Below are 22,612 nucleotides of genomic sequence, written 5' to 3'. Positions count from 1 at the left end.
CCGTCGGGCTGCGCCAGAGGGGTGCCCAGGTTCGCGAGGCGCTGGCGCCGCGCTTCGGCGACGGAGCCTCGCACCGACGCCGACCAGGAGCAGGCCGTCCGCCCATGTGTGTCCCCCTCGAGCCGGGGGTAGTTCCGAACCAGACCGTGTCACGGTGCGACGCCGTGACCGGGGACGGACATGCCGGAACGCGACCGGCAGACCGGTCCAGGCCCGGTGGCCGACGACGGAGGTGGGCGAATGGTGGAAGTACGGCGGTTCATCGCGGCGGAACCCCAGAAGGTGTTCGACGTGCTGTCCGACGGCTGGCAGTACGCGAACTGGGTGGTCGGCGCGGCGCACATCCGCGCGGTCGACCGTGGCTGGCCGGCCGCAGGCTCGCGGATTCACCACAAGATCGGGGCGTGGCCGGTGCAAATGGCCGACGTGACTCGCGTGCTGAAGCTCGATGCGCCTGCGCTGCTGGAGCTCGAAGCCGAGGTTCGCCCGCTCGGTACCGCCTGGGTCAAGATGGAGCTGTCGCCGGTGGACGGCGGCACCGAGGTACGGATGACGGAGCGGATCGTGCACGGACCGATGGCGGCGATACCGATCGGGGTGCAGGCGTTGCTCCTCAAACCGCGTAACGCCGAGTCGTTGTCCCGCCTGGCCGATCTGGTGCAGGGCCGCATCGCCCTGGCCGACGCGGCGACCGCAGCTCCCGGACAGTCCGGAGTGTCATGACGGCAGCCGCCGACACCGCCGACGCAGTGGTCGTCGGCGCGGGCCCGAACGGGCTCGTGGCAGCGAACATCCTGGCCGACCGCGGGTGGGACGTGGTGGTGCTGGAAGCCACCCCGAATCCCGGCGGGTCGGTGCAGACCGCCGAACTGACCAGGCCCGGTTTCCGCAGCGACCTGTGCAGCGCGTTCTATCCGCTGGGAATTGCCTCTCCAGTGCTGAACGCACTGGACCTGCAGCGATACGGGCTGCGGTGGCGGCATGCCCCGGACGTGCTCGCGCACATCCTGCCCGACGACCGCTGTGCCCTGCTGTCCCGCGACATCGGCAGGACGGCGGAATCGCTCGACACGTTCGCGCCCGGTGACGGCGACGCGTGGCGTCGCTGCTACTCGGAATGGCAGCGCGTTCGCGACGACTTGCTGCATGCTGTCACCGGTCCGTTCCCTCCGGCGAAGGCGGCCGCTCGCCTCGTTCGTCGCCTGGGCGCCGCCGACATGCTGCGCTTGGCGCGCATGGTGACGTTGCCCGCCCGCCGGTTCGGGACGGAGAACTTCCGCGGCCTCGGCGCGCAGGCATTGGTGGCTGGTTGTGCCCTGCACACCGATCTCGGTCCGGACAGCGCGGCCAGCGGGGTGTTCGGCTGGTTGCTCGCCATGCTCGGGCAGGACGTCGGATTCCCGGCGCCCGAGGGGGGAGCGGGGTCGTTGACCAAGGCGCTCGTCGCACGGCTGATCGACCGCGGCGGGAGGGTGTATTGCTCGCGGCCGGTGTCCGAGGTGCTGATCGCGCGCAACCGCGCGGTCGGTGTGCGTGACGTCCACGGCGAGCTGGTGCGGGCACGCCGTGCCGTGCTGGCCGATGTCCCCGCGCCGACGCTGTACCGGGACTTGGTCGGGGAAGAGCGGCTGCCCGCACGGTTCGTCGGCGATCTGGAGCGGTTCCAGTGGGACGACGCCACCGTGAAGATCGACTGGGCGTTGTCCGGGCCGGTGCCGTGGCGGGCCCAGGAGGCCAGGACGGCCGGCGTGATCCACTTCGACGCGGACGTCGACGGGCTCGCGGATTTCGCCACCGACCTGGCCTGCGGCCGGATGCCGGAGCGTCCGTTCGTGCTTTTCGGGCAGATGACGACCACGGATCCGACCCGGTCACCCGCGGGTACCGAATCGGCGTGGGCCTACACCCACGTGCCGCACGGCACCACCGACCGCGACAGCGTGCGCAAGCAGGCCGACCGTGTCCAGGCGCTGATCGAGCAGCACGCACCGGGATTCGGTGGCCTGGTGCTCGACCGGGTGGTGTCCGGTCCCGACGACCTGCGGCGGCACAACCCGAGCCTGCTCGGCGGGTCGGTCAACGGCGGGACCGCCGCGATGCACCAGCAGCTGTTCTTCCGGCCGGTTCCCGGCCTGGGACGCGCGGACACTCCGGTGGACCGACTGTTCCTGGCCAGCGCGTCGGCTCATCCCGGAGGGGCCGTGCACGGTGCGCCGGGGGCCAATGCCGCCCGTGCCGCTCTGGCGCGTGCCGGTTTGCTCGGCGACGCCTACGGCTCGGCCATGCGATTGCTGCACGGCAAGCTGTACGAAACCGCGGCCGAGCGGCCATGACGGACCCCATCGGCTCGAGCGCGCCCGTCGGCCGGGAGGAAATACGAGTGTTCTTCAACACAAGCTTCGTCGCGGACACGGCGGCACGGCGTCCCGCCGGTGCGGTTGCAGCGCGCTGAAGAATCCTGGTCAGGGGGTTGTCCGCGGGTGATCGGGGGCCGGCCGACGGCGGGAACGACGATGAGAAGTCAGTCGCAACCACAGGCTCGCCGGTACCCCGGTGACTTACGTTTGTGGTCGTGCCCACGCCCGTGCAGTCGCTTGCCCAGGCGGATGGCGACCGGACGGATACACACCAGCACGCCGCCGACGCCGTGCCCGGTGTGGCGGGTTGGGCACGGTGTCCGCGGGAGCATGGGACGTGAGGAGTCATCGTTGACGACGACGTTGGACGACAGGCTGCTCGACGTATACCGCGAGGTGGTACGTCGCAATCCGAACGAAAGCGAATTCCACCAGGCCACGCACGAGGTGCTGGACAGCCTCGGCCGCGTGGTGGGCAAACACCCGGAATACGCCAGCGTCATCCAGCGGCTGTGCGAGCCGGAACGGCAGATCATCTTCCGGGTCCCGTGGGTGGACGACAACGGTACGGTGCAGATCAACCGGGGCTTCCGGGTCGAGTTCAACTCGGCACTCGGCCCGTACAAGGGCGGCCTGCGGTTCCATCCCAGCGTGAACCTGAGCATCATGAAGTTCCTCGGGTTCGAGCAGACGTTCAAGAACGCGCTCACCGGCCTGCCCATCGGCGGGGGCAAGGGCGGGGCCGACTTCGATCCGAAGGGCCGGTCCGACGGCGAGGTCATGCGGTTCTGCCAGTCGTTCATGACCGAGCTGTACCGGCACATCGGTGAGTACACCGACGTGCCTGCCGGCGATTCCGGTGTCGGCCAGCGGGAGATCGGCTACCTGTTCGGCCAGTACAAGCGCATCACCAACCGCTACGAGTCCGGGGTGATCACCGGCAAGGGGCTGTCCTGGGGCGGCTCGCAGGTGCGGCGGGAGGCCACCGGCTACGGTACGGTCTTCTTCGTCAACGAAATGCTCGCCACCCGCGGCGAGGACTTCGACGGCAAGCAGGTGGTCGTGTCGGGTTCGGGCAACGTCGCGCTGTACGCCATCGAGAAGGTCCACCAGCTGGGCGGCAAGGTGGTCGCGTGCTCGGACTCCACCGGGTACGTGGTGGACGACAAAGGCATCGACTTCGAGGTTCTTCGCCAGGTCAAGGAAGTCCGTCGCGCGCGCATCTCGGAATACGTCGACCAGCGTGCCGGTTCGGCCCGCTATGTCGAGGGGCGCACGGTGTGGGAAGTTCCTTGTGACATCGCCCTGCCGTGTGCCACCCAGAACGAACTCACCGGGGCGGACGCCGAGGTGCTGGTGCGCAACGGCTGCAAGGTGGTCGCCGAAGGGGCGAACATGCCGTGCACGCCCGACGCGGTCCGGCTGTTCGCCGAGGCAGGCACGGCATTCGCGCCGGGCAAAGCGGCCAACGCGGGCGGAGTGGCCACCAGTGCGCTGGAGATGCAGCAGAACGCTTCCCGCGATTCGTGGGACTTCGGCTACACCGAACAGCGGCTGGCCGCCATCATGAAGGGCATCCACGACCGCTGCCTGGAGACGGCGGAGGAGTACGGGGCGCCGGGCAACTACCTGGTCGGCGCCAACATCGCCGGGTTCACCCAGGTAGCGGACGCCATGCTGGCCCTCGGGGTCATCTGAGCCCGGCGGCGCACGGCGGCAAGCATCCACGATCGCATCGAACGGCCGGCGTGAGCGCTCCACCCCGCCACGGAGCGCCGTCGCCGGCCGTTCCGCGCGTCACGTCACCCGCAGAGTGACGATCACTGTGCGCACACCGTCTCGCGTCGGCTTCCTACGAACGGCTGTATTGATGTCGGAAATTTCCGAGTATCTTCCGGAACTTACTCGTCGTTAACCGGAAAAATCAGCCAGATCGCCCGCTCCACGGACACCATCGGGTGAGCGCGAGAAGGGGTGCCAGCATGACATCACGCAGATGGCGACCGACCGTCGTCGCCGCGGCCGCGGCGCTGACCGCCGCGGCGCTGTCCGTTCCCGCCACGGCGGCGGCCGCGCCGCAGGCCGCCGCCGCCGCGCCACCGCCGGTGAACGCGATCTCCACCGACTCGATCATCGTCAAGTTCAAGTCCTCGGCGACGGCCGGGCAGCGGTCGGCGGTGCAGAAGCTGGCCGGCGTGGTCGGCAAGGTCGCCAACATCGCGGGCACCGGAGCGATGACCTTGCGCGTCGCCGGTGACCCGCGGAAAGCGGTGGAGCGGCTGAACAAGTCGGCGGTGGTGGAGTACGCCGAGGTCAATGCGGTGCTGACCACCCAGGCGCTGCCGGACGATCCGAGCTTCGGCGAGCTGTACGGCTTGCACAACGCCGGCCAGACCGGCGGCACCGTGGATGCCGACATCGACGCACCGGAGGGTTGGGACAACGCCGGGCTGAGCGACTTCCCGTCCACCGGCGGCGTGAAGGTCGGCGTCGTCGACACCGGCATCCAGAAGTCGCACGAGGAGTTCCAGGGCAAGATCGCCGACTGCGGCGGGGTGACCAGCTTCGGCATCAGCCTGATCATCATCGTCATCGGTGCCGACCCGACCATTTCCGACGATCCGGCCAAGTGCGAGGACGATAACGGTCACGGCACCCACGTGGCGGGCACGATCGCCGCGCGGGCCAACAACGGCAAGGGCATCGCGGGCGTGGCGTTCAACTCCGAGCTGGCGATCTGCAAGGCGCTCAACTCCAGCGGCTCCGGCACGCTGGACATGGTCGCCAACTGCATCACGTGGCTGAACCAGAAGGGCGCGAAGATCATCTCGATGTCGCTGGGCGGCACCACCGGGTCGCAGACCCTGCAGGCGGCGGTGCGGAACGCGACCGACAACGGATCGCTGATCATCGCCGCGGCCGGCAACGGCGGCAACTCGACGCCGAACTATCCGGCCGCGTATCCGGAGGTCGTGTCGGTGGCGGCCACCGACCACAACGACCAGAGGGCCAGCTTCTCCACGTACAACTCCGACGTGGAAGTGGCCGCTCCGGGCGTGGACGTGCTGTCGACGTGGAACAACGGCGGGTACCGCAAGGCTTCGGGCACGTCGATGGCCACGCCGCACGCGTCCGGCGTCGCGGCGCTGATCGCGGCGCAGGGCGGCACGCCGGAGGACTGGCGCGCCAAGCTGACCGCGTCCGTGGACGACCTCGGTGAGCCAGGGCGTGACGTCTACTTCGGTTTCGGCCGGGTGAACCTGGCGAAGGCGACGTCCTGACGATCCCGCAGACGACGAACGCCCCGCAGGCAGAGCCTCCTGCGGGGCGTTCGTTCGTGTCCGGGCGGATCACTTCGCCGAGTGCTCGGCCCACCACTGCTTGCCCTCGGCGGGCAGCGTGCTGATCGGGTCGTAGTACTCGTAGCGGCGGGTCAGCGCGTCCAAGTCGTTGCGTTCGAGCGCGGTGCGGTAGTTCTTCGTCCAGTACGAGATGCCCAGCTTGCGGTCGTAGTCGGCGAGCTGGTGCACCCACCGCTTGCCCACGTACGGCACGTCGCAGATGATCCGCGGGGTGGCGTAGCCGGGCAGATAGCCCATGATGGCGTGCTGGAGCTCCTGGGCCTCCCACACCGCGAGCCGCCAGTGCTCGGAGTTGGGAATCATGTCGCACATGTAGAAGTAGTACGGGAGGATGTTGGCTTCGCCCTGCAGCGCGAAGCACAGGTCCAGCAATGCCTCCGCGGTGGCGTTGACTCCCCGCATCAGCACGCCCTGGTTGCGCACGTCGCGCACGCCGACCTCGAGCGCGGTCCTGGCCGCCTCCGCCACCAGCGGCGTCACCGACTGCACGTGGTTGATGTGCGTGTGGATGGCCAGGTTGACGCCGCGGCGGGCAGCGGTACGGGCGACCCGCTCGAGCCCTTCCACGACCTTCGGCTGCAGCCAGTGCTGGGGGAGGCCGGCCAGCGCCTTGGTGGCCAGCCGGATGTCCCGGACGGTCTCCACGTCCAGCAGCCGCATCAAGAACGACTCGAGCTGATGCCACGGCACGTTGGCGACGTCGCCGCCGGAGACCACCACGTCACGCACGCCCGGCGTACGGCGCAGGTAGTCGATCATCTGGTCCTGCCGGTCGGCCGGCTTGAGCTGCAGCTTGTGCTTGTCGATCAGCGGCGTGGAGTTGCCGACCAGGTCCATCCGCGTGCAGTGGCCGCAGTACTGCGGGCAGGTCGACACCAGCTCGGCGAGCACCTTGGTGGGATAACGGTGGGTCAGGCCTTCCACCACCCACATCTCGGCCTCGTGCAGCGAGTCGCGTTGGGCGTACGGGTGGGACGGCCAGTCGGGGTCCCGGTCGGACTTGACCGGGAGCATGTACCGGCGCACCGGGTCGGCCAGGAAAGCGTCGGTGAACTCCTTCGGCGTGGTCGGCGCGTTCGGCGCCATCGTGTTGAGGATCTGCGGCGTGATCAGCATCGACATGGTGGCCATCTGCTTCTGGTCGGCCTCCAGGTCGGCGTAGAAGCGGTCCTCGAGCAGATCGCCCATCACGGCACGGAGCTGGCGGATGTTCCGCACGCACTTGACGCGCTGCCACTGGGCATCCCGCCACTCGGCCTCGGTGACGTCCGCCCAGCCCGGGAAGCGTCGCCAGTCGGGCTCGACCAGCTCGGTGCGCCGGTAGACGTACGGCTGTTCGAGCTCGCTCGCCGGTTGGCTCGCCAGGTTCTCCGGCGGGTTGACTACGGCGGTCATCTGGTCTCCTCACGGCGTCGATCGAGTACAAGAAAACATCCTGCCACAGTGCAGCTGGCCCGTAAATCTTCCGACGAAACGGGCCTTTTGCCGGTGATACGCACAGCAGGCAGACTGCACACGTGGCATCAACCAAGGCAGCGACGACATTGCTCACCGGCGGCCGGATCTACAGCCCCGCCGCCCCGGACGCGACCGCCATGGCGATCACCGGCGACACGATCGTCTGGGTGGGGCAGGACGGGCCGGGGCGAGCCCTGCACCCGGATGCCGAAGAAGTCCCGCTGGACGGCGCGTTCGTGACACCCGGTTTCGTCGACGCCCACGTGCACGCCACGGCGTCAGGCCTGCACCAGGCCGGTGCCGACCTGACCGGCGCCCGCGGGGCGCAGGACGTCCTGGCGCTGCTGCGGAAGGCGGCCGAGCGGACCCCGCCGGAAGGAGTGCTCGTCGCGCACGGATGGGACGAATCGGCGTGGCCGGATGCCCGCCTGCCGAGCCGGGCCGAGATCGACGACGCCGTCGGTGGTCGTCCTGCCTACCTCACCCGCATCGACGTCCACTCCGCGTTGGTCTCCACCGCACTGGTGGAACTCGCTCCGCACGCGCGTGAGGCCGACGGCTGGTCAGCGGAGGGGCCGGTTCGCGCCGAGGCCCATCACGTGTTGCGGGCGGCTGTCCGTTCGGCCGTGACGCCGCAGCAACGCGATGCCGCCCAGCACGCCTTCCTGACCGCGGCCGCCGCCCGTGGCGTGGTCTGCGTGCACGAGTGCGCGGGCCCGGATCTGTCCGGTTGGGAGGACGTGGCGGCACTCTTGGACAAGGCCGGGCCGGGCACCCCGGAGGTGATCGCGTATTGGGGTGAACTGGCCGACGACGCGGTGATCGACCGCGCCAAACGTCTCGGGATCCGAGGTCTCGCCGGAGACCTGTTCGTGGACGGAGCCCTTGGCTCGCACACCGCGCGGCTGCGAGCGCCCTACCAGGACGAACCGGACCACAACGGCCGCTTGTACCTCGACGCCGACGACGTCGCCGAGCACGTGGTCGCGTGCACGCGAGCCGGTCTGCAAGCGGGGTTCCACGTCATCGGCGACGGGGCACTCGACGTGGTGATCGAAGGCTTCACCCGCGCCGAGGCCGAGGTCGGCGCTGCGGCCCTGGCCGCGGGCATGCACCGGCTCGAACACGTCGAGATGATCGGCAGGCCGGAAGCGGAAGCGCTGGCCAGGTGGAACGTCACCGCGTCCGTGCAGCCGCTGTTCGACGAGCTGTGGGGTGGGCCGGACGGCATGTACGCCCAGCGCTTGGGCAAGGAGCGAGCAGCAACGCTCAACCCGTTCAGCATGCTCGCCGCCACCGGAGTGCTGCTGGCCGGCGGGTCGGATTCCCCGGTCACCCCGGTGGATCCGTGGCGGTCGGTCCGGGCGGCCGTGCATCACCGCACCGAAGGATCGGGCATCTCACCGCGTGCGGCGTTCACCGCCCACACCAAGGCCGGCTACCGCGCAGCAGGCGTCGACGACGGCATCTCGGGGACCCTCGTGCCCGGCGCGCCGGCCACTTACGCGGTGTGGGAGGCCGGCGAGCTGGTCGTCGCGGCCCCGGACCCGCGGGTGCAGCGGTGGTCGACCGACCCGCGTTCCCGGGTGCCGGGCCTGCCGGTGCTCGAACCCGGCACGCCGTTGCCGTCCTGCCTGCGCACCGTCCGGCGCGGGGTCACGATCTACGCCGCCTGACGACACCTGACACCGGCTACACCGGGTGGAGTCATAGGCTTCGGGTTGTGACTGTGACCGCGTCAGAGGACGTCGACGTCGCGGGGCGCGTCCAGAGAAGCTGGCGCGGCGTGCTGACCGGGGTGCCGGGACGGATGGCGCTGGCCGTCGCGTCCGGCGTGGTGCTGCAGCTGAGTTTCCCGCCGCGGGAGCTGTGGTTTCTGGCACCCGTGGCGTTCGCCGGCCTCGGCGTCGTGCTGTACGGGCGGCGCTTCCGCGCCGGCTTCGGCTACGGCCTGCTGTTCGCGGTGACGTTCTTCCTCTGGCACCTGGTGTGGATCGAGGACTTCCTGGGTGCCGACTTCGGGTCCGCGCCGTGGCTGGCGTTGTCGTTCGTGGAAGGTCTCTACGTCGCCCTGGCTTGTGCGTGCGCCACGGTGGTGCAGCGACTGCCTGCCGCGCCGGTGTGGATGGCCGCGCTGTGGGTGGGACAGGAGACGCTCCGGTCGTCCTTCCCGCTCAACGGGTTCCCGTGGGGGCGGGTGGCGTTCGGCCATCCGTCGGGCCCCTTCACCTCGCTGGCCTCGATCGGCGGCGCACCGCTGGTCAGCTTCGCCGTGACGCTGTGCGGCTTCGGCCTGGCCCGGGTGCTGCTGCGCATCGGCCGCCGGGAAGTGCGCGTGATCCCGGCCGTGGCGTGTGCCGTGGTGCCGGTTCTTGCCGGGCTGGCGGTGTGGCCGACCGTCGGCGTCGAGCCGACCCGCGGCGAGGTCACCGTCGCGGTGGTGCAAGGCAACGCCCCCGACATCGGCCTCGGCCTGCTGGGTGCACGCGACCGGATCCGGGCGAACCACCTGGCCACCAGCGAGCGGCTGGCCGGCGAGATCGCCGCCGGCGGCATCCCCGAGCCCGACCTGGTGGTGTGGCCGGAGACGGCGACCGACCTGGGCAACCAGGATCCGGAGCTGGACCGCCTGGTCGACCGTTTCGATGCACCGACCCTGATCGGTGCGCTCTACACCCGCCCGGACGGGCTGAGCGAGAACTCGGTGTTCGTCTGGGAGCCCGGTCGCGGCGCAGGCTCGCACTACGTCAAGCAAGAACTCGTACCGTTCGCCGAGTACGTGCCGTGGCGGCCGGTCGCTGCGTGGTTCACGCCGTTCCTGGGCAGGACCAGGGACATGCGGTGGGGGACCGAGCCGGGCGTGCTCACCCCGGGCGGCATCCGGGTGGGCCTGCAGATCTGCTACGAGGTCGCCTACGACTACGTCGGGCGGCAAACCGTGGAGCGGGGCGCGCAGCTGCTGGTCGTGCCCACGAACAACGCCTGGTACGGGCCGGGGGAGATGACCTACCAGCAGCTGGCCATGTCCAGGCTGCGGGCGGTGGAGCACGGCCGGGCCACCGTGGTCGCCGCGACCAGCGGGGTGAGCGCGATCGTCCGGCCCGACGGGTCCGTCGTCCGCTCCTCCGGCCTGTTCACCTCCGAGATCCTCGTCGGAACGTTGCCGCTACGGGACACCACGACCGTGGCGAGTGTCGTCGGCCCGTGGCCGGAACGGGTGATCGTCGCCGCGGGAGTCGCCGCCCTGGCCATGGCAGCGGTTTCGGTAGGGTGGCGAATCCGTGACCGGAGGAGGGCCGCATGACTGATCACCGCGTGCTCGTGGTGATCCCGACCTACAACGAGCGGGAGAACGTCGAGCCGCTGCTGCGCCGGCTGCACCGGGCGCTGCCCGAGGTGCATGCGCTGGTGGTCGACGACGCCAGCCCGGACGGCACCGGTGAGCTCGCCGACCGGCTGGCCGCCGCCGACGAGCGCGTGCACGTGCTGCACCGCACGCACAAGGCGGGGCTGGGCCCCGCCTACATAGCGGGATTCCGCTGGGGGATGGACCGCGACTACGACGTCCTGGTGGAGATGGACGCCGACGGCTCACACGCGCCGGAAGACCTGCCGCGGCTGCTCGCGGCGCTGGACGAGCGGAGCGCGGACCTGGTGATCGGTTCGCGCTACGTGCCGGGCGGCAAGGTGGTCAACTGGCCCAAGCACCGGGAACTGCTGTCCCGGATGGCGGGCGTGTACTCGCGGACCGCCCTCGGCGTGCCGACCAGGGACATCACCGCCGGATTCCGGGCCTACCGGCGTTCGGTGCTGGAGAAGCTGGAACTCGACGACGTCGCGTCGCAGGGCTACTGCTTCCAGATCGACCTGACCTGGCGCACCATCCGCGGCGGCTTCACCGTGACCGAGGTACCGATCACGTTCACCGAGCGCGAGCACGGCAAGTCGAAGATGAGCGGCGCGATCGTGCTGGAGGCGGTCCTGCAAGTCGGCCGGTGGGGTCTGCGGCACCGCGTGGCGCAGCTGGTGGGCCTGCTGAAGAAGCTGACCGGCCGGGCAGGCCGCCAGGCCCGCTGACCCCGGCGACGGCAGTCGCGGCGGGAGCGAGCGCGCGGTAGCGGTCACGCATCTGCTCGGGGTGGCCGCTGGATGGCTTCCGCCGGGCCCGGCGGAAGCCATCCGGTGCCGGCCGATCGGCCGCACGCAGTGCGCGGCGGTCAGCACCGCCCAGGGGTGGATCAAGGTGCCACCGCAGAAGTGTCGGCCGCGACCGTTCTCGTCCTCGTACTGCAGGCTCATCACGAACGGGAACACGCCGTCCGGCACCGGCGTTTCGCCCACGATGTGCGGCTTCGCAGGACCGGGCGGCAGAGCGGCTGGCTCGCCTGTGCGGCCCCCGCGACGGCTGCACCTCCCACCACGACTGCCGCGGCCAGCAGGGCAATCTTGCTTCCGCAACGACAGCTTCGTGCAGTTCAAGTTGTGCCGATTCACCGTTCTTCCTCGACACGGTTCGGTGGTCGGCCTGAATCCACTGGCACCGCGTCGAACGGAACGACGAAGCCGTGCAGCGGCGATCAGCTCCCCGCCGGGCACCGGGACTGCCTGCGCGTCCAGCGCGCGCCTACCGAGGCAACGCGCAGCGCGCTTTGCGTCGTCGTGCTCATTTCGCTCGGCGCTTGCGGGCCGCCACGGCAATGGTCGGGCCGGCCACCAACAGCGCCACCGCTCTGACGCCCCCCGTCCACCACAGGGCGCGGTGCGTCGGCGTAGGGTCCTCCTCCGGAGGTATGCCCAGGTCGACGTCTTCCGGCGGTGCCGCTGTCGCCGGGTCACGGTCGGGCACGATGGTCACCGCCGCATACGGGTTCACCACGCCGTAGCCGAGGCTGTCGTGCGGCAGTGCCGTCGACGGGTGGTCGGCGGAGATCCGCAGCCGCCGGTCGACGTCCTCGGCGGGCAGCTCAGGGTGATGTGCCCGGACGAGCGCGGCCACTCCGGCGACGTAGCCGACGGCCAGCTGAGGCGAGGAGGCCACCCGATGTCCCTTGCCCTCCGGTCCCACCCCGATGAGGTTCACCGCGGGGGCGGCCAGCGTGGGTTCGGCGCCCAGGGCGGCGTTCGACGGCCCGTCTTCACCGATCGGTGCCACCGCCACCACGCCGGGCAGCCGCGCCGGGAAGGCGAGCTGACCCGGTTTCGGTGTCGCCGCTGACGCCACGACGAGCACGTCGTGGTCGTACGCGTAGTCCACCGCCGCCCGCAGCGCCGGAATGCCCACGGTGGCCACCAGGCCGACCGCGATGACCTTGGCACCTGCGTCCGTGGCTTCCTTGATGCCCACCGCGATGGCCTCGGCGAGCGCTGTGTGGTTCTGGATCTTGGGCGGGTCGTCGTCCACCCGTACCGGGAAGATCGTCGCTTCCGGGGCCAGGCCGGCGAACGGCACGTGTGGGTCCGGGTCGGGGCGCGCCGCGATCAGTGCCGCGATGAACGTCCCGCTGCCGAAGCAGTCACCGTCACCGGTCTTCACCGCGCTGCCGGGGAGCAGGCTGATGCCGGGCAACACCGCTCCGCGGAGGGTAGGGGCCTTGCCGCTGACGCCGGTGTCGACGACGCCCACGACGATCCCGCGGCCCTTGGTCAAATGCCACACACGCTCGGGCGCCATCCGTTGCTGCGCCCACGACTTCTGCTTGATCGGGATCACCGACGGCGGCGTGCACTGACCGACCACGCCGCCGTCCTGCGCGAACGCGGGCAATGGCGCCTGGGTCAGCGCCATCCCCAGTGCCGCCGCGGCCGCGCAGCCGCGCAGCCTTCTGCTCACGCCGGTTCCTCCGTCCATCCGATCTGCAGTCCGACTCCGCCCCGCCGGGTGACCAGCACGGCGCGGCCCGGCGGGAGCTGCTTGCCGCGCTGGCCGTTGAGCAGGGGCATCTCGTTGGGCGGCATGGACAGCGCCAGCTCCGGCGTGTTGGACTCCTGCAGCCGCCGGGTGACCGGTTCCATCGTGGTGCGGCTCGATCCGGCCGCGGCCCGCGCCATCACCATGTGGAAGCCGATGTCGCTCGCCTGCGGGATGAGCTCGATCATCGCCCCGAACGGCCCGCTGGCGTGACCGAGCAGCAGGTCGTAGTCGTCGATCACGACGAACATCTCCGGTCCGCTCCACCAGTCCCGTTTGCGCAGCCGGGCGGGGCTGATGTCGGAGCCGGGCACGCGGCGTCTGAGCTCGCCGGTCAGCTCCGCGACCTGATCCTCGGCGGCCGGGGCGGACACCGCGACACCGCGGCGGTACGCCTCGGGGACGACGTCGATCAACCCGCGCCGGGGGTCGACCAGCAGGATCTGCGCCTGCTCGGGCGAGCACGCCGCCACGATGGACCTGATGATCAGCCGCAGCGCCGCCGTCTTGCCGCTGCCGCTGTCGCCGACGATGGTCAGGTGCGGTTTGGTGCCGAAGTCGTGCCAGACCGGCTGCAGGTCGAGCTCGCCGAGGCCGAGCGGGATCCTCGGCCCCGGCATCGTGGGCGGCGGCAGCTGCTCGGCGGGCAGCACGGTGGGCAGCACGGTGGGCAGCATCCGCACTGCGGGAGCCCGGTCCGCACGCCAGGATTCCGCGACCGCCTCGGTCAGCTCGCGGGTCGCCTCGGCCAGGCCCTGATCGGTGCACCGTCCGTCGATGCGCGGCACACCGGACAGGAAATGCTTCAGGTCCGGCGTCATGCCCCGACCGGGGATCTGCGGGATCTCGCCCGCCTTGCGCATGTTGATCATCGAGTCGATCTTGTCGCCGAGCCGCAGTTCCAGCCGGGTGCCGAACTGGTCACGCAGTGCGCTGTGCACGTCGGACCACCGGTTGGTGGTCACCACCAGGTGCACGCCGAACGACAGGCTGCGGGCGGCCAGCTACCGCAACGACACGTCGAACTGCTCGAACTCGGAGCGCAGCGCGCCCCAGCCGTCCACCACCAGGAACACGTCGCCGTGCGGGTCGTCGGCGAACTCGCCCCCTGGCCCGCCGCTCCCGGTACTCGTTCATGCTCTGCACGTCGTGTTCGGCGAACCGGCGTTCCCGGTCGGCGAGCAGCGACTGCACTTCCGCGACGGTGCGGGCCACCCGCTCCTCCTGCATCCGGGTGGCGACCCCGCCGACGTGCGGAAGCTTCTCCAGCGGGCCGAGCGTCCCACCACCGAAGTCCAGGCAGTAGAACCGGACCTCCTTCGGCGTGTGGGTCAGCGCGATGGAGCAGATCAGGGTGCGCAGCAGGTTGCTCTTGCCGGACTGGGGCGCCCCGGCGATGCCGACGTGCCCGCCCGGCCCGGACAGGTCCACCACATACAGGTCGCGGCTCTGCTCGAACGGCTTGTCCACCACGCCCACCGGGACGCGCAACCTGCCGAGGCCCTGCCAGTCCATCGCCTGCAAGCCGGGTCCGGATCGCTGACCAGCGGGGGCAGAAGCTGGTCCAGCGTCGGCGGGTCGGCCAGCGGCGGCAACCAGACCTGATGCGCGGGCGGGCCGACGCCCACCAGTTTCTCCGCGGCCACGGTGAGCACCGACTCGCCGGTTTCCTCTCCCTCGTCCGGGGTGGCGGGTGCAGATGGTGCCGGCGCCTGGGGAAGGGCCACCCGCCCCACGTTGAACGGCACGACCTGTTGCCGCACCTCCTCCCGCCGCTGCTTACGAGTCCGCCTGCGGTAGGGCCCCGAGACGTCGGCGGCCTTGAACCTGATCAACGTCGCCACGTCGCTGCGCAGGTAGCCGTTGCCGGGCGCGTTGGGCAGCTGGTAGGCGTCCGGGACGCCGATCACCGACCGGGACTCCATGGCCGAGAACGTGCGCAGGCCGATGCGGTAGGACAGATGGCTCTCCAGTTTGTGCATCTTGCCGTCCTCGATGCGCTGGCTGGCCAGCAGCAGATGCACGCCGAGCGACCGGCCGAGCCTGCCGATCATCACGAACAGCTCGCTGAACTCCGGGTGCGACGTCAGCAGCTCACTGAACTCGTCGACGATGACGAACAGCGTGGGCATCGGGTCGAGCGGGGTGCCGGACAGCCGCGCCTTCTCGTACTCCAGCAACGAGCTGTAGCCGGTGGCGCGCAGGAACTCCTGGCGGCGCTGCAACTCGCCCTGCAGTGCGTCCTGCATGCGGGTGACCAGCGTGGCCTCCTCGGCGAGGTTGGTGATCACCGCCGAGACGTGCGGCAGATCCTCCAGGCCGAGGAAGGTCGCGCCACCTTTGAAGTCGACCAGGACGAAGTTGAGGATCTCCGACGAGTGCGTCATGGACAGCCCGAGCACCAGCGTGCGCAGCAGCTCGGACTTGCCGGATCCGGTGGCGCCGATGAGCAGCCCGTGCGGGCCCATGCCCCCCTGCGCGGACTCCTTGATGTCCAGTTCGATCGGTGTGCCGCTTTCGGTGATGCCGATCGGGATGCGGAACCGGTTCCTGGTCAGGCCCGCGCGGGCCTGCTGGGTCTGCGCCGGATCCCACGTCTCCAGATCGTCGATGCCGAGCAGCTGGGGCAGTTCGAAGTTGGCCACCATCGGTTCGGAGACGTCGGTCGTCCCGCCCAGCCGGTACGGCGCGATCGTGCGGGCCAGCGCGGTGGCCTTGGGAATGCTGAGCTGGTCCGGCACGCACATCGGGGTGCGGCTCTCCTGGCCGGTGCGGTCGGTGCGGACCATCTCGACCTTCTCCTCGGTGACGTCCAGCCGCAGGGTGGCGCGGCCAATCCCGGGCACCGAGTCGTCCAGGTCGAGCACCGCAGTGTTGCGGTACCCCGTGCCCGCCAGCCGGGACTCGGCCGACACCTCCACGCCGTCCAGCACGATCACCACGTAGGGCTCGTCCGCGCTGGGGGAGGCCGCTGCCTCGAACCGGCCGCGATCGCTCAGTTCTGCGTCCAGCAGCTCGGTGGGCGCGTCGACCCCGTCGGCCAGCAGCCGGACGGTGCCTGCACCGTCCTGCTCGACCGGGTGCTGGGAGTGCGGCAGCCACTTCACCCAGTCCCACAGCTCGGCCCTGTCCTGGCTGGCGCACACCGCGATGCGCAGGTCCTCCGGCGAGTGGAACGTCGCGAGCTGGGCCAGCATCGCCCTGGTCATGGCGCGGACGACGGAGATGTCACCGCTGAACTTCACGGTGGAGAAGCCGCGCAGAAACAGCGACGTCGGCAGGTTCGCCACCGTGCTGTGCGCGTTGATGAACCTCCGCAGCGCCCGCGCGGAGAGCGGTTCGAGGTCGGAGATCGGCTTGGAGCTGACCGGCGAGATCTGCAGGGCCAGCCGCTGGGTGCCGGTGCCGATGCGGACCTCGGCGAAGTCGCCGTGTGCCGCGCGCCGTTCCCACAGCCGCCCGGACATGGCCACCGACCACAGCCCGTTCGGGTCCGGGTGCCGCCAGGCAAGCGATTCCCGCTGCTTCTCGGCGCTCTTGCGGACCTGCACCCGGATCTGGCTCAGGTCGCCGGACACGACGACGAACTCCAACGTCGCCGGACACGAGCAACCGGTCAGCCATCATGATCGCTTGCTTTCGCGCTGCCGGATCCTCTTGCATGTGGTTCCCGGGCAGGGATGGCCTGCCAAAGTCCACCGCGGCAGGGACTTGCGGCCCTCGTCGTCGTCCTTGCGGCGGACGACCGTTGCAGTCATGGGCGAGGAGGCCAGCCACCGGCCTGCCCGGATGACCCAGTGGTTGCGGCTGCTCAGGTCCCGGAACGGGCTGGTGCGCACGGCGGACCGCATCGAGGCTGCCGTGGTGGGTTTCTGCGTGACGGCCGCGCTCGGCGCCTTGCCGGTCGTGGGCGTCATCGGTTCCACCGTGCACGCGGATCTGCTGGAGCAGGCGGATCGGCAACGGGCGGAGAGCCGACCGACGATCGCGACGCTGGTCAGCGACGCACCACCAGCCCATCCGGGGACGGTCGCCCCGGTGAGCGCCCCGGTGGAGTGGACCGCAGCCGGGGGCCGCCACACCGGAACCGCGCACGTGCCAGCGGGGTCGAAGGCGGGCGTCACAGTGACGGTGTGGGTGGACGGCCGGGGGGAACGGGTGCCGCAGCCACTCACGGACGAAGAAGCAGCACTGAATGCGGCGCTCAACGCGACGCGGATGTGGCTCGGCTTCGTCGCGCTGCTGGCGACCGTCTGTTGCCTGGGGCATTGGCTGCTCAACCGTCGGCGATATGCCGCGTGGGCAGCAGAATGGCATCGGGTGAGCCGGACGTGGGGCACGAACTGAGTCATCCACGTCCGCGGTCGGTGAGGACGATCAGCCGACAGTCAGCGCCGGAATGATCGCGAAGAGTCCTCTCGACGGCTCGGGCCGAAATCGAGCGACCGGTCAATCGTCACTGCCCGACAGAACCATGATTCCGGTGGTGTTGCCGCCGGAATCGGTGATCAGGACGCACTCGCCGACGCCGGGTTGTGATGTCGATGTGGGTTCCGCAACGATCTTCGCGCCGGTTCGGACGCCCCGCCGGGCGCTGGCTGCCACCCGAATCAATTCGCCGTCGACGGCACGAGCACGGTCGGCGCCGAAGACGAAATGCACGACGGCCTGAATCATGGCGTCGTCCTTCGACGATCACGACGTCCTGCCTGGCTGCTACCGCTGACGTTCGTGCGTATCGGTGATCGGGCTCACCGAAGCTCATTCATGACATCCGTGCCGAACACGACCACTACGACACGGCAGGTCTGGGCACGGCTTGCTACTGCCGAACGTGCCAATTTTCTGGAGCTTCCCGATCGTCCGGGGCCTGATGGCGGGAAAAGAGGTCTTCGACACCGATCCGTGACATGAGCGGCCGCGCCTGGCGGCGGCGCAACGCGCCCAAGAATCTGCGCAACCGAAAGCCGCTCTCGGAGGAAGAAGTGGCATTTTCGGATACCGCATGAGACCAGCTGCTGACAGAATGTCACCATGTCCAGGCTGAGATGGTGGGCCATCGCCACGGTGTGGGCAGTGGGGGTCGCTGCCGTGGCACACATGGTCACGGCGTTCGTGCTGTCCGGGTGGGAGACGGCCGCCATCGTCGCGGACATCATCGCCGCGATCGCGGCCGTGGTGGGGACCGTGCTCTCCGTCCACGTGCTGCTGACCAACAAGGACGGGGTCGTGCTGGCGCCGCCGAAGGCCGGCGATCCCGAACACTGGATGGTTCCGCGAGACGAGGTCGACCAGGTCGTGCACGCCGCGTGCGGGGAAGGGCGCCGCACGGTCGGGATCGTGGCCGGGCTGCACGGCGGTGGCGGTGAAGCCGAGCGGCGCCTTTCTGGCGGTCGCCTCGGCCAGCGACGTCCGTTTGCTTGACGCAGCAACCGGAGCCCTGCTGGACACGCTCCATGCCGGTAGCAGCGAAGTGAAGTCTCTGGCCTTCAGCCCGGACGGCAGTTGGCTGGCCGCCGGAGGGCACGACGGCGCCGTCCGCCTGTGGGACGCGACGACCGGGGAGTACCTGCGCAGGATCGACGGCGCGAGTGGCCCGGTGTGCTCAGTGACGCCCAGCCCGGATGCTGCTTGCATCGCTGCCTGCTACGCGAACGGATCAGTACGGCTGTGGGATGCGGCGACGGGGGCGCTCCAGCGGACCCTGCACAGCCCCGACAGCGTCGCAGAGGCGGTCGTGTTCAGCCCGGACGGCAGGCGTCTCGCCACGAGGGATGCCAGCGGATTCGTACGGTTGTGGGACGTCACGACCGGTTCGCAGTCGCGTACGCTCAGTGTGGGCACACACGCGGTGAAGTCGGTGACGTTCAGCCCGGACGGCAGCTGGCTGGCGGCCGTGACGAGGACCGGTGCCGTGGAGGTCCGGACCATGCCCACCCTGGCAGCGGCCGCCATGACACGGGTCGACGACGCGCTGGTGGGCGCGACATGGAGCCTTCGGTCGCAGACGATGTACGTGGTGGGATCCGCCGGGCTGCACAGCTTCGCCTTCGCGCCGCAGGAGGACGAGGCGGCCGACGCCGGGCCGCCCGCGGCACATGGCCGGGCAACGAGCGACGTGACCGGGTGATCAGGAGCCTGCGCACCAGCCTAGGCGTCCCAGGTGCCCTGCGTCCGCGTCCATGCCGGACGGTGCACGATCGTGCCGAGGGGTTTTCGTCCTGCCAGGACAAAGTGTGCAGCGCGGAAGAAGCGGACAATCGGCGACAGCGCATCACCCAAGGGAGGCGCCCGCCATGCCCAGCACACTCATGCGGATGTTCACCGACCGGCTCACACGCGTCGCCGACCACGTCGACGATCCGGAGCAGCTGCCGGCATCGGCGCAGACCATGCTCGCCGACATCATCGGCGACGAACGGCTTCTCGAGCGCAAGGAAATGGAGCCGGACCCCGACCACTACCGGCAGCACATCCTGCACGTGGACGAAAAGGGACGGTTCTCCGTCGTCGCTCTGGTGTGGCTGCCCGGCCAGGAGACACCGGTGCACGACCACGTCGCCTGGTGCATCACGGGCGTGCACGCCGGCCACGAGGTGGAGAAGCGCTTCGACGTCACCCGCGACACCACGGGCCGCCCGCGGTTGCGGCCCACCGGGGAGTTCCACAACGTCGCCGGAACGGTCACCGGGCTTCCACCGGTCGGCCGCGACATCCACCATGTGCGCTGCGCCGGCGACGAGATCGCCATCTCCCTGCACCTGTACGGGGCGGACATCGGCAGGCTCGGCAGCAGCATCAACGTGGTCTACGATCCCGCCGTGATCATGGAAATGTCGCGGCCGGGCGAACCGGCCGCGACAGCTTCCCGCCGACGGGGCTAGGCAGGCTGCGGCTCGCGCTTGGCCGCCAGCTCCCGGCGCACGATGCGAGCGCCGTCGGCCAGCGCCCTGAGCTTGCTCTGCGCGATCATCCTCGGCAGGTTGATCAGGCCGCAGTCGGTGGTCAGCCCGAGGCGCTCGGCCGGCACGTACTCCAGCACCTGCCGGATGCGGTCGGCCACCTCGTCGGCGGTCTCCGTCACCGTCGACTTGACGTCGATGACACCGGCCACGAACGGCTTGCTCCAGTTGTGTTCGGCCAGCGGCTTGAGGTCGTCCGGCCCGGTGCGGCCGACCTCGTAGTTCAGTGCGTCGATGTTGGCGTCCAGCACGTGCGGGAACAGGGCCCGGGCCCGCTCCGGGGCGGGGGCGTCGCTGGGCCGCTGGTCGAGCACCCACGCACCGAACTCGCGCGGGGCCTCGTCCGGGAAGTAGCCGGGCGTGCCGGAGTAGTTGCCCCAGCAGGTGTGCACCCAGAACTGGCAGTCCACACCTTCCACCGCCTTGTTGAGCGCCTCGATCTCCCAGTCGCCCATGCCGTACGGCCACACGAACTCGTCCAGCTGGATGATGTCGGCACCGTTGTCGGCCAGCTCCTTGAAGTCCTCGTTGAAGGCCTTCGCGATGGCCAGCGCCAGCTCCTTGGTCTCCTTGTAGTACTGGTTGTTGGTGGCCGCGGCGAGTACCTGGATGCCGGTGTAGGAGATCTTCACCGGCTTGTTGGTCGCCTTGCGCACCGCGCGCAGGTTGGCCAGGTGGAACGGATGCTCCCGGCGCACCTCACCGACGCAGGTCGGCGCGTACAGCGTCGAGTAGATCGGCAACCCGGGTAGGGAAGGCAAGCCCGCGCTCCTATGTCCCAGCGGGCCGAAGCGCCGGGTGACGTTGGTACCGGCAGGACACAGACGCCCCGGCTGCCGCCGCCTACGGTCGAAGGCACTACCAGCGGCGTCGTGCGGGAGGTCGGCAATCGTGGTGTGGGATTCGCCGGGGTTCTTGGACCTGCCTGCTCGCCCGGGCAAACCGCGCAGCGCAGGAGTCACCCATGTGCTCGACAGGGGCGTGCCGGTGCCGTATCTGGAGGCCGTGCTCACCCAGGCCGGTGACCTGGTCGACGTGCTCAAGATCGGTTGGGGCACCGCGTACGTCGACCCGGCAGCCAAGGACCGGGCGATGCTGTGCCGGTCGGCGGGCATCACTCTCTGCCTGGGGGGAACACTGCTGGAAATCTGCTACGCGCAGGACAAGGTCGACCAGCTCGTGGAGTGGGCGAACGGGATCGGCGTCGCCGCCGTCGAGGTCTCCGACGGGCTGTGCGCGATCGGCCGGGACCGCAAGGCCGAGCTGATCCGGCGACTGTCCACGGACTTCACCGTGCTCGCCGAGACCGGCGCCAAGGACAGCACGGTGCCGGTGGTCGCCGCCGACTGGGTGGACGAGATGGAATCCGACCTGGCCGCCGGAGCCCGCTGGGTGGTGGTGGAAGGCCGGGAGAGCGGCACCGTCGGGCTGTATCACCCCGACGGCAGCCTGCGCACCGAGCTGATCGAGGAGATCCAGACGCGCCTGCCGGTCGACCGGGTCATCTTCGAGGCACCGCGCAAGCCGCAGCAGGTGTGGCTGATCGACCACTTCGGACCGCAGGTGAACCTGGGCAACATTCCGCTGGAGGATGCGCTCGCGGTGGAAACCCTGCGGCTGGGCCTGCGAGCGGACACCGCAAGGGTGCACCGATGATCCCGCTGCCCGCGCCGAACACGATCACCCGCCCGTACCGCGGATTGTCGGTACAGGAGACGGACCTGGACCTGACCCCGGAAGCCGTGGAGGCGTGGCTGCTCGGCCGCGAGGTGTACCGCCGCACCGACTACCTGGCCCTGCGCAACGGGGACCGCGTCGCCCTGGTCGCGGTGCGCAGGGAGTCCGACGAGCCGCTGTTCTCCCCGGTCGTCGAGGCGCGCGTGCTGGCAGCGGGCCCGGAAGTCGTGTTCGTGCACTCGCCGGAGACGGACGTCGGCAACGCCACCGCCTTGGCCCGCGCCGCACAGGCGCACGCCCGGCCAGGTGCCAAGGCCTACCTGGTACAGGGCCGCCACGAGCACGTCAACTTCATCTGGCGGCCGCAGCCGGTGCGGATCGCCGTCACCGAGGTCGTGCCGCCCGAACCGCCGAAGCTTGTGGCGATGGCCGAGCAGGCGATCGCCTTCGACGAGCAGCTGCCGCCGATCGAGCTCGTGGCGGACGTGCTCGACCTGCGCACGCTGGCGGCCGAGCACCCGGCCGACACGTATCTCCTGCCCTGCCGTGGCGCGGGGACGCACATCGCCGGGCGACTGGAATTCCTCGACACCCGGCCCGCCGAACGCCTGGACTGGACGCTCGTCGGCTGTGAGCGTTCCGTGCAGTTCCATCGCCACTTCTACGGAAACGACGCGCCGCGGGTGGACATCTGTCCACGGAGCACGCACGACCTGGCCGCGACGGCGCAACCGACCCTGGCCAAGTGCTGCCTGCTGGAGCGCGGTGTGCAGCAGGTCGGCAGCTCCGTCGTCGTACCGTGGGGCTCGAATCTGGACGAGGTGCGCGGCGCGCTGCGCATGCTCGTCGGGCTCCACCCAGCGGAGCAACCGATCACGGCCGGGTGAG

General features: G+C 70.0%; 20 protein-coding genes and 1 pseudogene. 13 read left to right on the top strand and 8 right to left on the bottom strand.

Annotated features, from left to right (window positions below):
* Positions 1-240: 240 nt before the first annotated feature.
* The 4 genes from YWY_RS0100400 to YWY_RS19420 all read left to right on the top strand — a co-directional run bounded on the left by YWY_RS0100400 (position 241) and on the right by YWY_RS19420 (position 5,638).
* Positions 241-723, top strand: a complete 483-nt coding sequence (locus YWY_RS0100400; protein WP_028846003.1) for an SRPBCC family protein — start codon at positions 241-243, stop codon at positions 721-723.
* Entirely contained in the window at positions 720-2,333 is a 1,614-nt protein-coding gene (locus tag YWY_RS0100395; protein ID WP_028846002.1) for a phytoene desaturase family protein, read from the top strand. Before YWY_RS0100400 ends, YWY_RS0100395 begins: the two co-directional genes overlap by 4 nt.
* Positions 2,334-2,708: 375 nt before the next feature.
* Entirely contained in the window at positions 2,709-4,055 is a 1,347-nt protein-coding gene (gene gdhA, locus YWY_RS0100390; RefSeq protein ID WP_245566504.1) for an NADP-specific glutamate dehydrogenase, read from the top strand.
* A 284-nt stretch (positions 4,056-4,339) separates the two neighbouring features.
* Positions 4,340-5,638, top strand: coding sequence for a S8 family peptidase (locus tag YWY_RS19420; protein ID WP_051309400.1), 1,299 nt, complete (start codon positions 4,340-4,342; stop codon positions 5,636-5,638).
* Positions 5,639-5,707: 69 nt separating this feature from the next.
* On the opposite strand, the gene YWY_RS0100380 is transcribed toward YWY_RS19420, so the two are convergent.
* A complete protein-coding gene (locus YWY_RS0100380) occupies positions 5,708-7,114 on the bottom strand; it encodes a KamA family radical SAM protein (protein ID WP_028846000.1) in 1,407 nt (468 codons plus the stop codon).
* A 122-nt stretch (positions 7,115-7,236) separates the two neighbouring features.
* Between YWY_RS0100380 and YWY_RS0100375 the strand changes: the two genes are divergently transcribed.
* The 3 genes from YWY_RS0100375 to YWY_RS0100365 are packed head-to-tail and all read left to right on the top strand — an operon-like array spanning position 7,237 to position 11,254.
* Positions 7,237-8,853, top strand: a complete 1,617-nt coding sequence (locus YWY_RS0100375; protein WP_028845999.1) for an amidohydrolase — start codon at positions 7,237-7,239, stop codon at positions 8,851-8,853.
* Between the two features lie 53 nt (positions 8,854-8,906).
* The gene (gene lnt, locus YWY_RS0100370; RefSeq protein ID WP_028845998.1) at positions 8,907-10,481 is read left to right on the top strand and encodes an apolipoprotein N-acyltransferase; all 1,575 of its coding nucleotides are present in this window, start codon (positions 8,907-8,909) and stop codon (positions 10,479-10,481) included.
* The gene (locus tag YWY_RS0100365; protein WP_028845997.1) at positions 10,478-11,254 is read left to right on the top strand and encodes a polyprenol monophosphomannose synthase; all 777 of its coding nucleotides are present in this window, start codon (positions 10,478-10,480) and stop codon (positions 11,252-11,254) included. Before lnt ends, YWY_RS0100365 begins: the two co-directional genes overlap by 4 nt.
* A 129-nt stretch (positions 11,255-11,383) precedes the next feature.
* On the opposite strand, the pseudogene YWY_RS24960 reads toward YWY_RS0100365, so the two are convergent.
* From YWY_RS24960 to eccCa, 5 genes and pseudogenes are all read right to left on the bottom strand, one after another.
* A pseudogene (locus YWY_RS24960) lies at positions 11,384-11,518 on the bottom strand (trypsin-like serine protease); the annotation flags it as partial.
* A 322-nt stretch (positions 11,519-11,840) separates the two neighbouring features.
* On the bottom strand, positions 11,841-13,007 hold the full coding sequence (locus YWY_RS19415; RefSeq protein WP_169725197.1) for a S8 family serine peptidase: 1,167 nt from the start codon (positions 13,005-13,007) through the stop codon (positions 11,841-11,843).
* Entirely contained in the window at positions 13,004-14,062 is a 1,059-nt protein-coding gene (eccCb, locus tag YWY_RS24335; RefSeq protein ID WP_051309395.1) for a type VII secretion protein EccCb, read from the bottom strand. Before eccCb ends, YWY_RS19415 begins: the two co-directional genes overlap by 4 nt.
* Complete coding sequence (locus YWY_RS24750; protein ID WP_281168966.1) at positions 14,007-14,516, bottom strand: FtsK/SpoIIIE domain-containing protein; 510 nt, start codon at positions 14,514-14,516, stop codon at positions 14,007-14,009. Before YWY_RS24750 ends, eccCb begins: the two co-directional genes overlap by 56 nt.
* Entirely contained in the window at positions 14,435-16,663 is a 2,229-nt protein-coding gene (gene eccCa, locus YWY_RS24330; protein WP_211227451.1) for a type VII secretion protein EccCa, read from the bottom strand. The genes YWY_RS24750 and eccCa overlap by 82 nt, the downstream gene beginning before the upstream one ends.
* 178 nt (positions 16,664-16,841) lie before the next feature.
* Between eccCa and YWY_RS0100350 the strand changes: the two genes are divergently transcribed.
* Positions 16,842-17,432, top strand: coding sequence for an Rv1733c family protein (locus tag YWY_RS0100350; protein WP_028845996.1), 591 nt, complete (start codon positions 16,842-16,844; stop codon positions 17,430-17,432).
* A gap of 102 nt (positions 17,433-17,534) precedes the next feature.
* Here the strand turns inward: YWY_RS0100350 and YWY_RS0100345 are convergent, their stop codons facing one another.
* A complete protein-coding gene (locus tag YWY_RS0100345; protein WP_028845995.1) occupies positions 17,535-17,762 on the bottom strand; it encodes a hypothetical protein in 228 nt (75 codons plus the stop codon).
* 357 nt (positions 17,763-18,119) lie between these two features.
* On the opposite strand from YWY_RS0100345, the gene YWY_RS23890 reads away from it, so the two are divergent.
* From YWY_RS23890 to YWY_RS19405, 3 genes are all read left to right on the top strand, one after another.
* Positions 18,120-18,509 carry a hypothetical protein gene (locus YWY_RS23890; protein WP_028845994.1) on the top strand — a complete coding sequence of 130 codons (390 nt, stop codon included), beginning with the start codon at positions 18,120-18,122 and terminating at the stop codon, positions 18,507-18,509.
* Positions 18,445-19,215: a WD40 repeat domain-containing protein gene (locus tag YWY_RS0100335; protein WP_342665080.1), complete on the top strand. Its 771-nt coding sequence runs from the start codon at positions 18,445-18,447 to the stop codon at positions 19,213-19,215. Before YWY_RS23890 ends, YWY_RS0100335 begins: the two co-directional genes overlap by 65 nt.
* Before the next feature lie 166 nt (positions 19,216-19,381).
* A complete protein-coding gene (locus YWY_RS19405; protein ID WP_051309390.1) occupies positions 19,382-19,969 on the top strand; it encodes a cysteine dioxygenase family protein in 588 nt (195 codons plus the stop codon).
* On the opposite strand, the gene YWY_RS19400 is transcribed toward YWY_RS19405, so the two are convergent.
* Complete coding sequence (locus tag YWY_RS19400) at positions 19,966-20,808, bottom strand: cobalamin-independent methionine synthase II family protein (RefSeq protein ID WP_211227450.1); 843 nt, start codon at positions 20,806-20,808, stop codon at positions 19,966-19,968. The two genes, YWY_RS19405 and YWY_RS19400, sit on opposite strands and share 4 nt — an antisense overlap.
* Positions 20,809-20,938: 130 nt before the next feature.
* On the opposite strand from YWY_RS19400, the gene YWY_RS0100320 reads away from it, so the two are divergent.
* Together YWY_RS0100320 and YWY_RS0100315 are read left to right on the top strand one after the other, a co-directional pair.
* A complete protein-coding gene (locus YWY_RS0100320; protein ID WP_245566503.1) occupies positions 20,939-21,703 on the top strand; it encodes a phosphosulfolactate synthase in 765 nt (254 codons plus the stop codon).
* The gene (locus YWY_RS0100315; protein ID WP_028845992.1) at positions 21,700-22,611 is read left to right on the top strand and encodes an XcbA family protein; all 912 of its coding nucleotides are present in this window, start codon (positions 21,700-21,702) and stop codon (positions 22,609-22,611) included. The genes YWY_RS0100320 and YWY_RS0100315 overlap by 4 nt, the downstream gene beginning before the upstream one ends.
* Position 22,612: the final 1 nt, after the last annotated feature.

Source organism: Thermocrispum agreste DSM 44070 (assembly GCF_000427905.1).
GTDB classification, from domain to species: domain Bacteria; phylum Actinomycetota; class Actinomycetes; order Mycobacteriales; family Pseudonocardiaceae; genus Thermocrispum; species Thermocrispum agreste.
The sequence above is the reverse complement of the archived record's forward strand: the minus strand, read 5'-3'. Positions and strand labels throughout refer to the sequence as shown.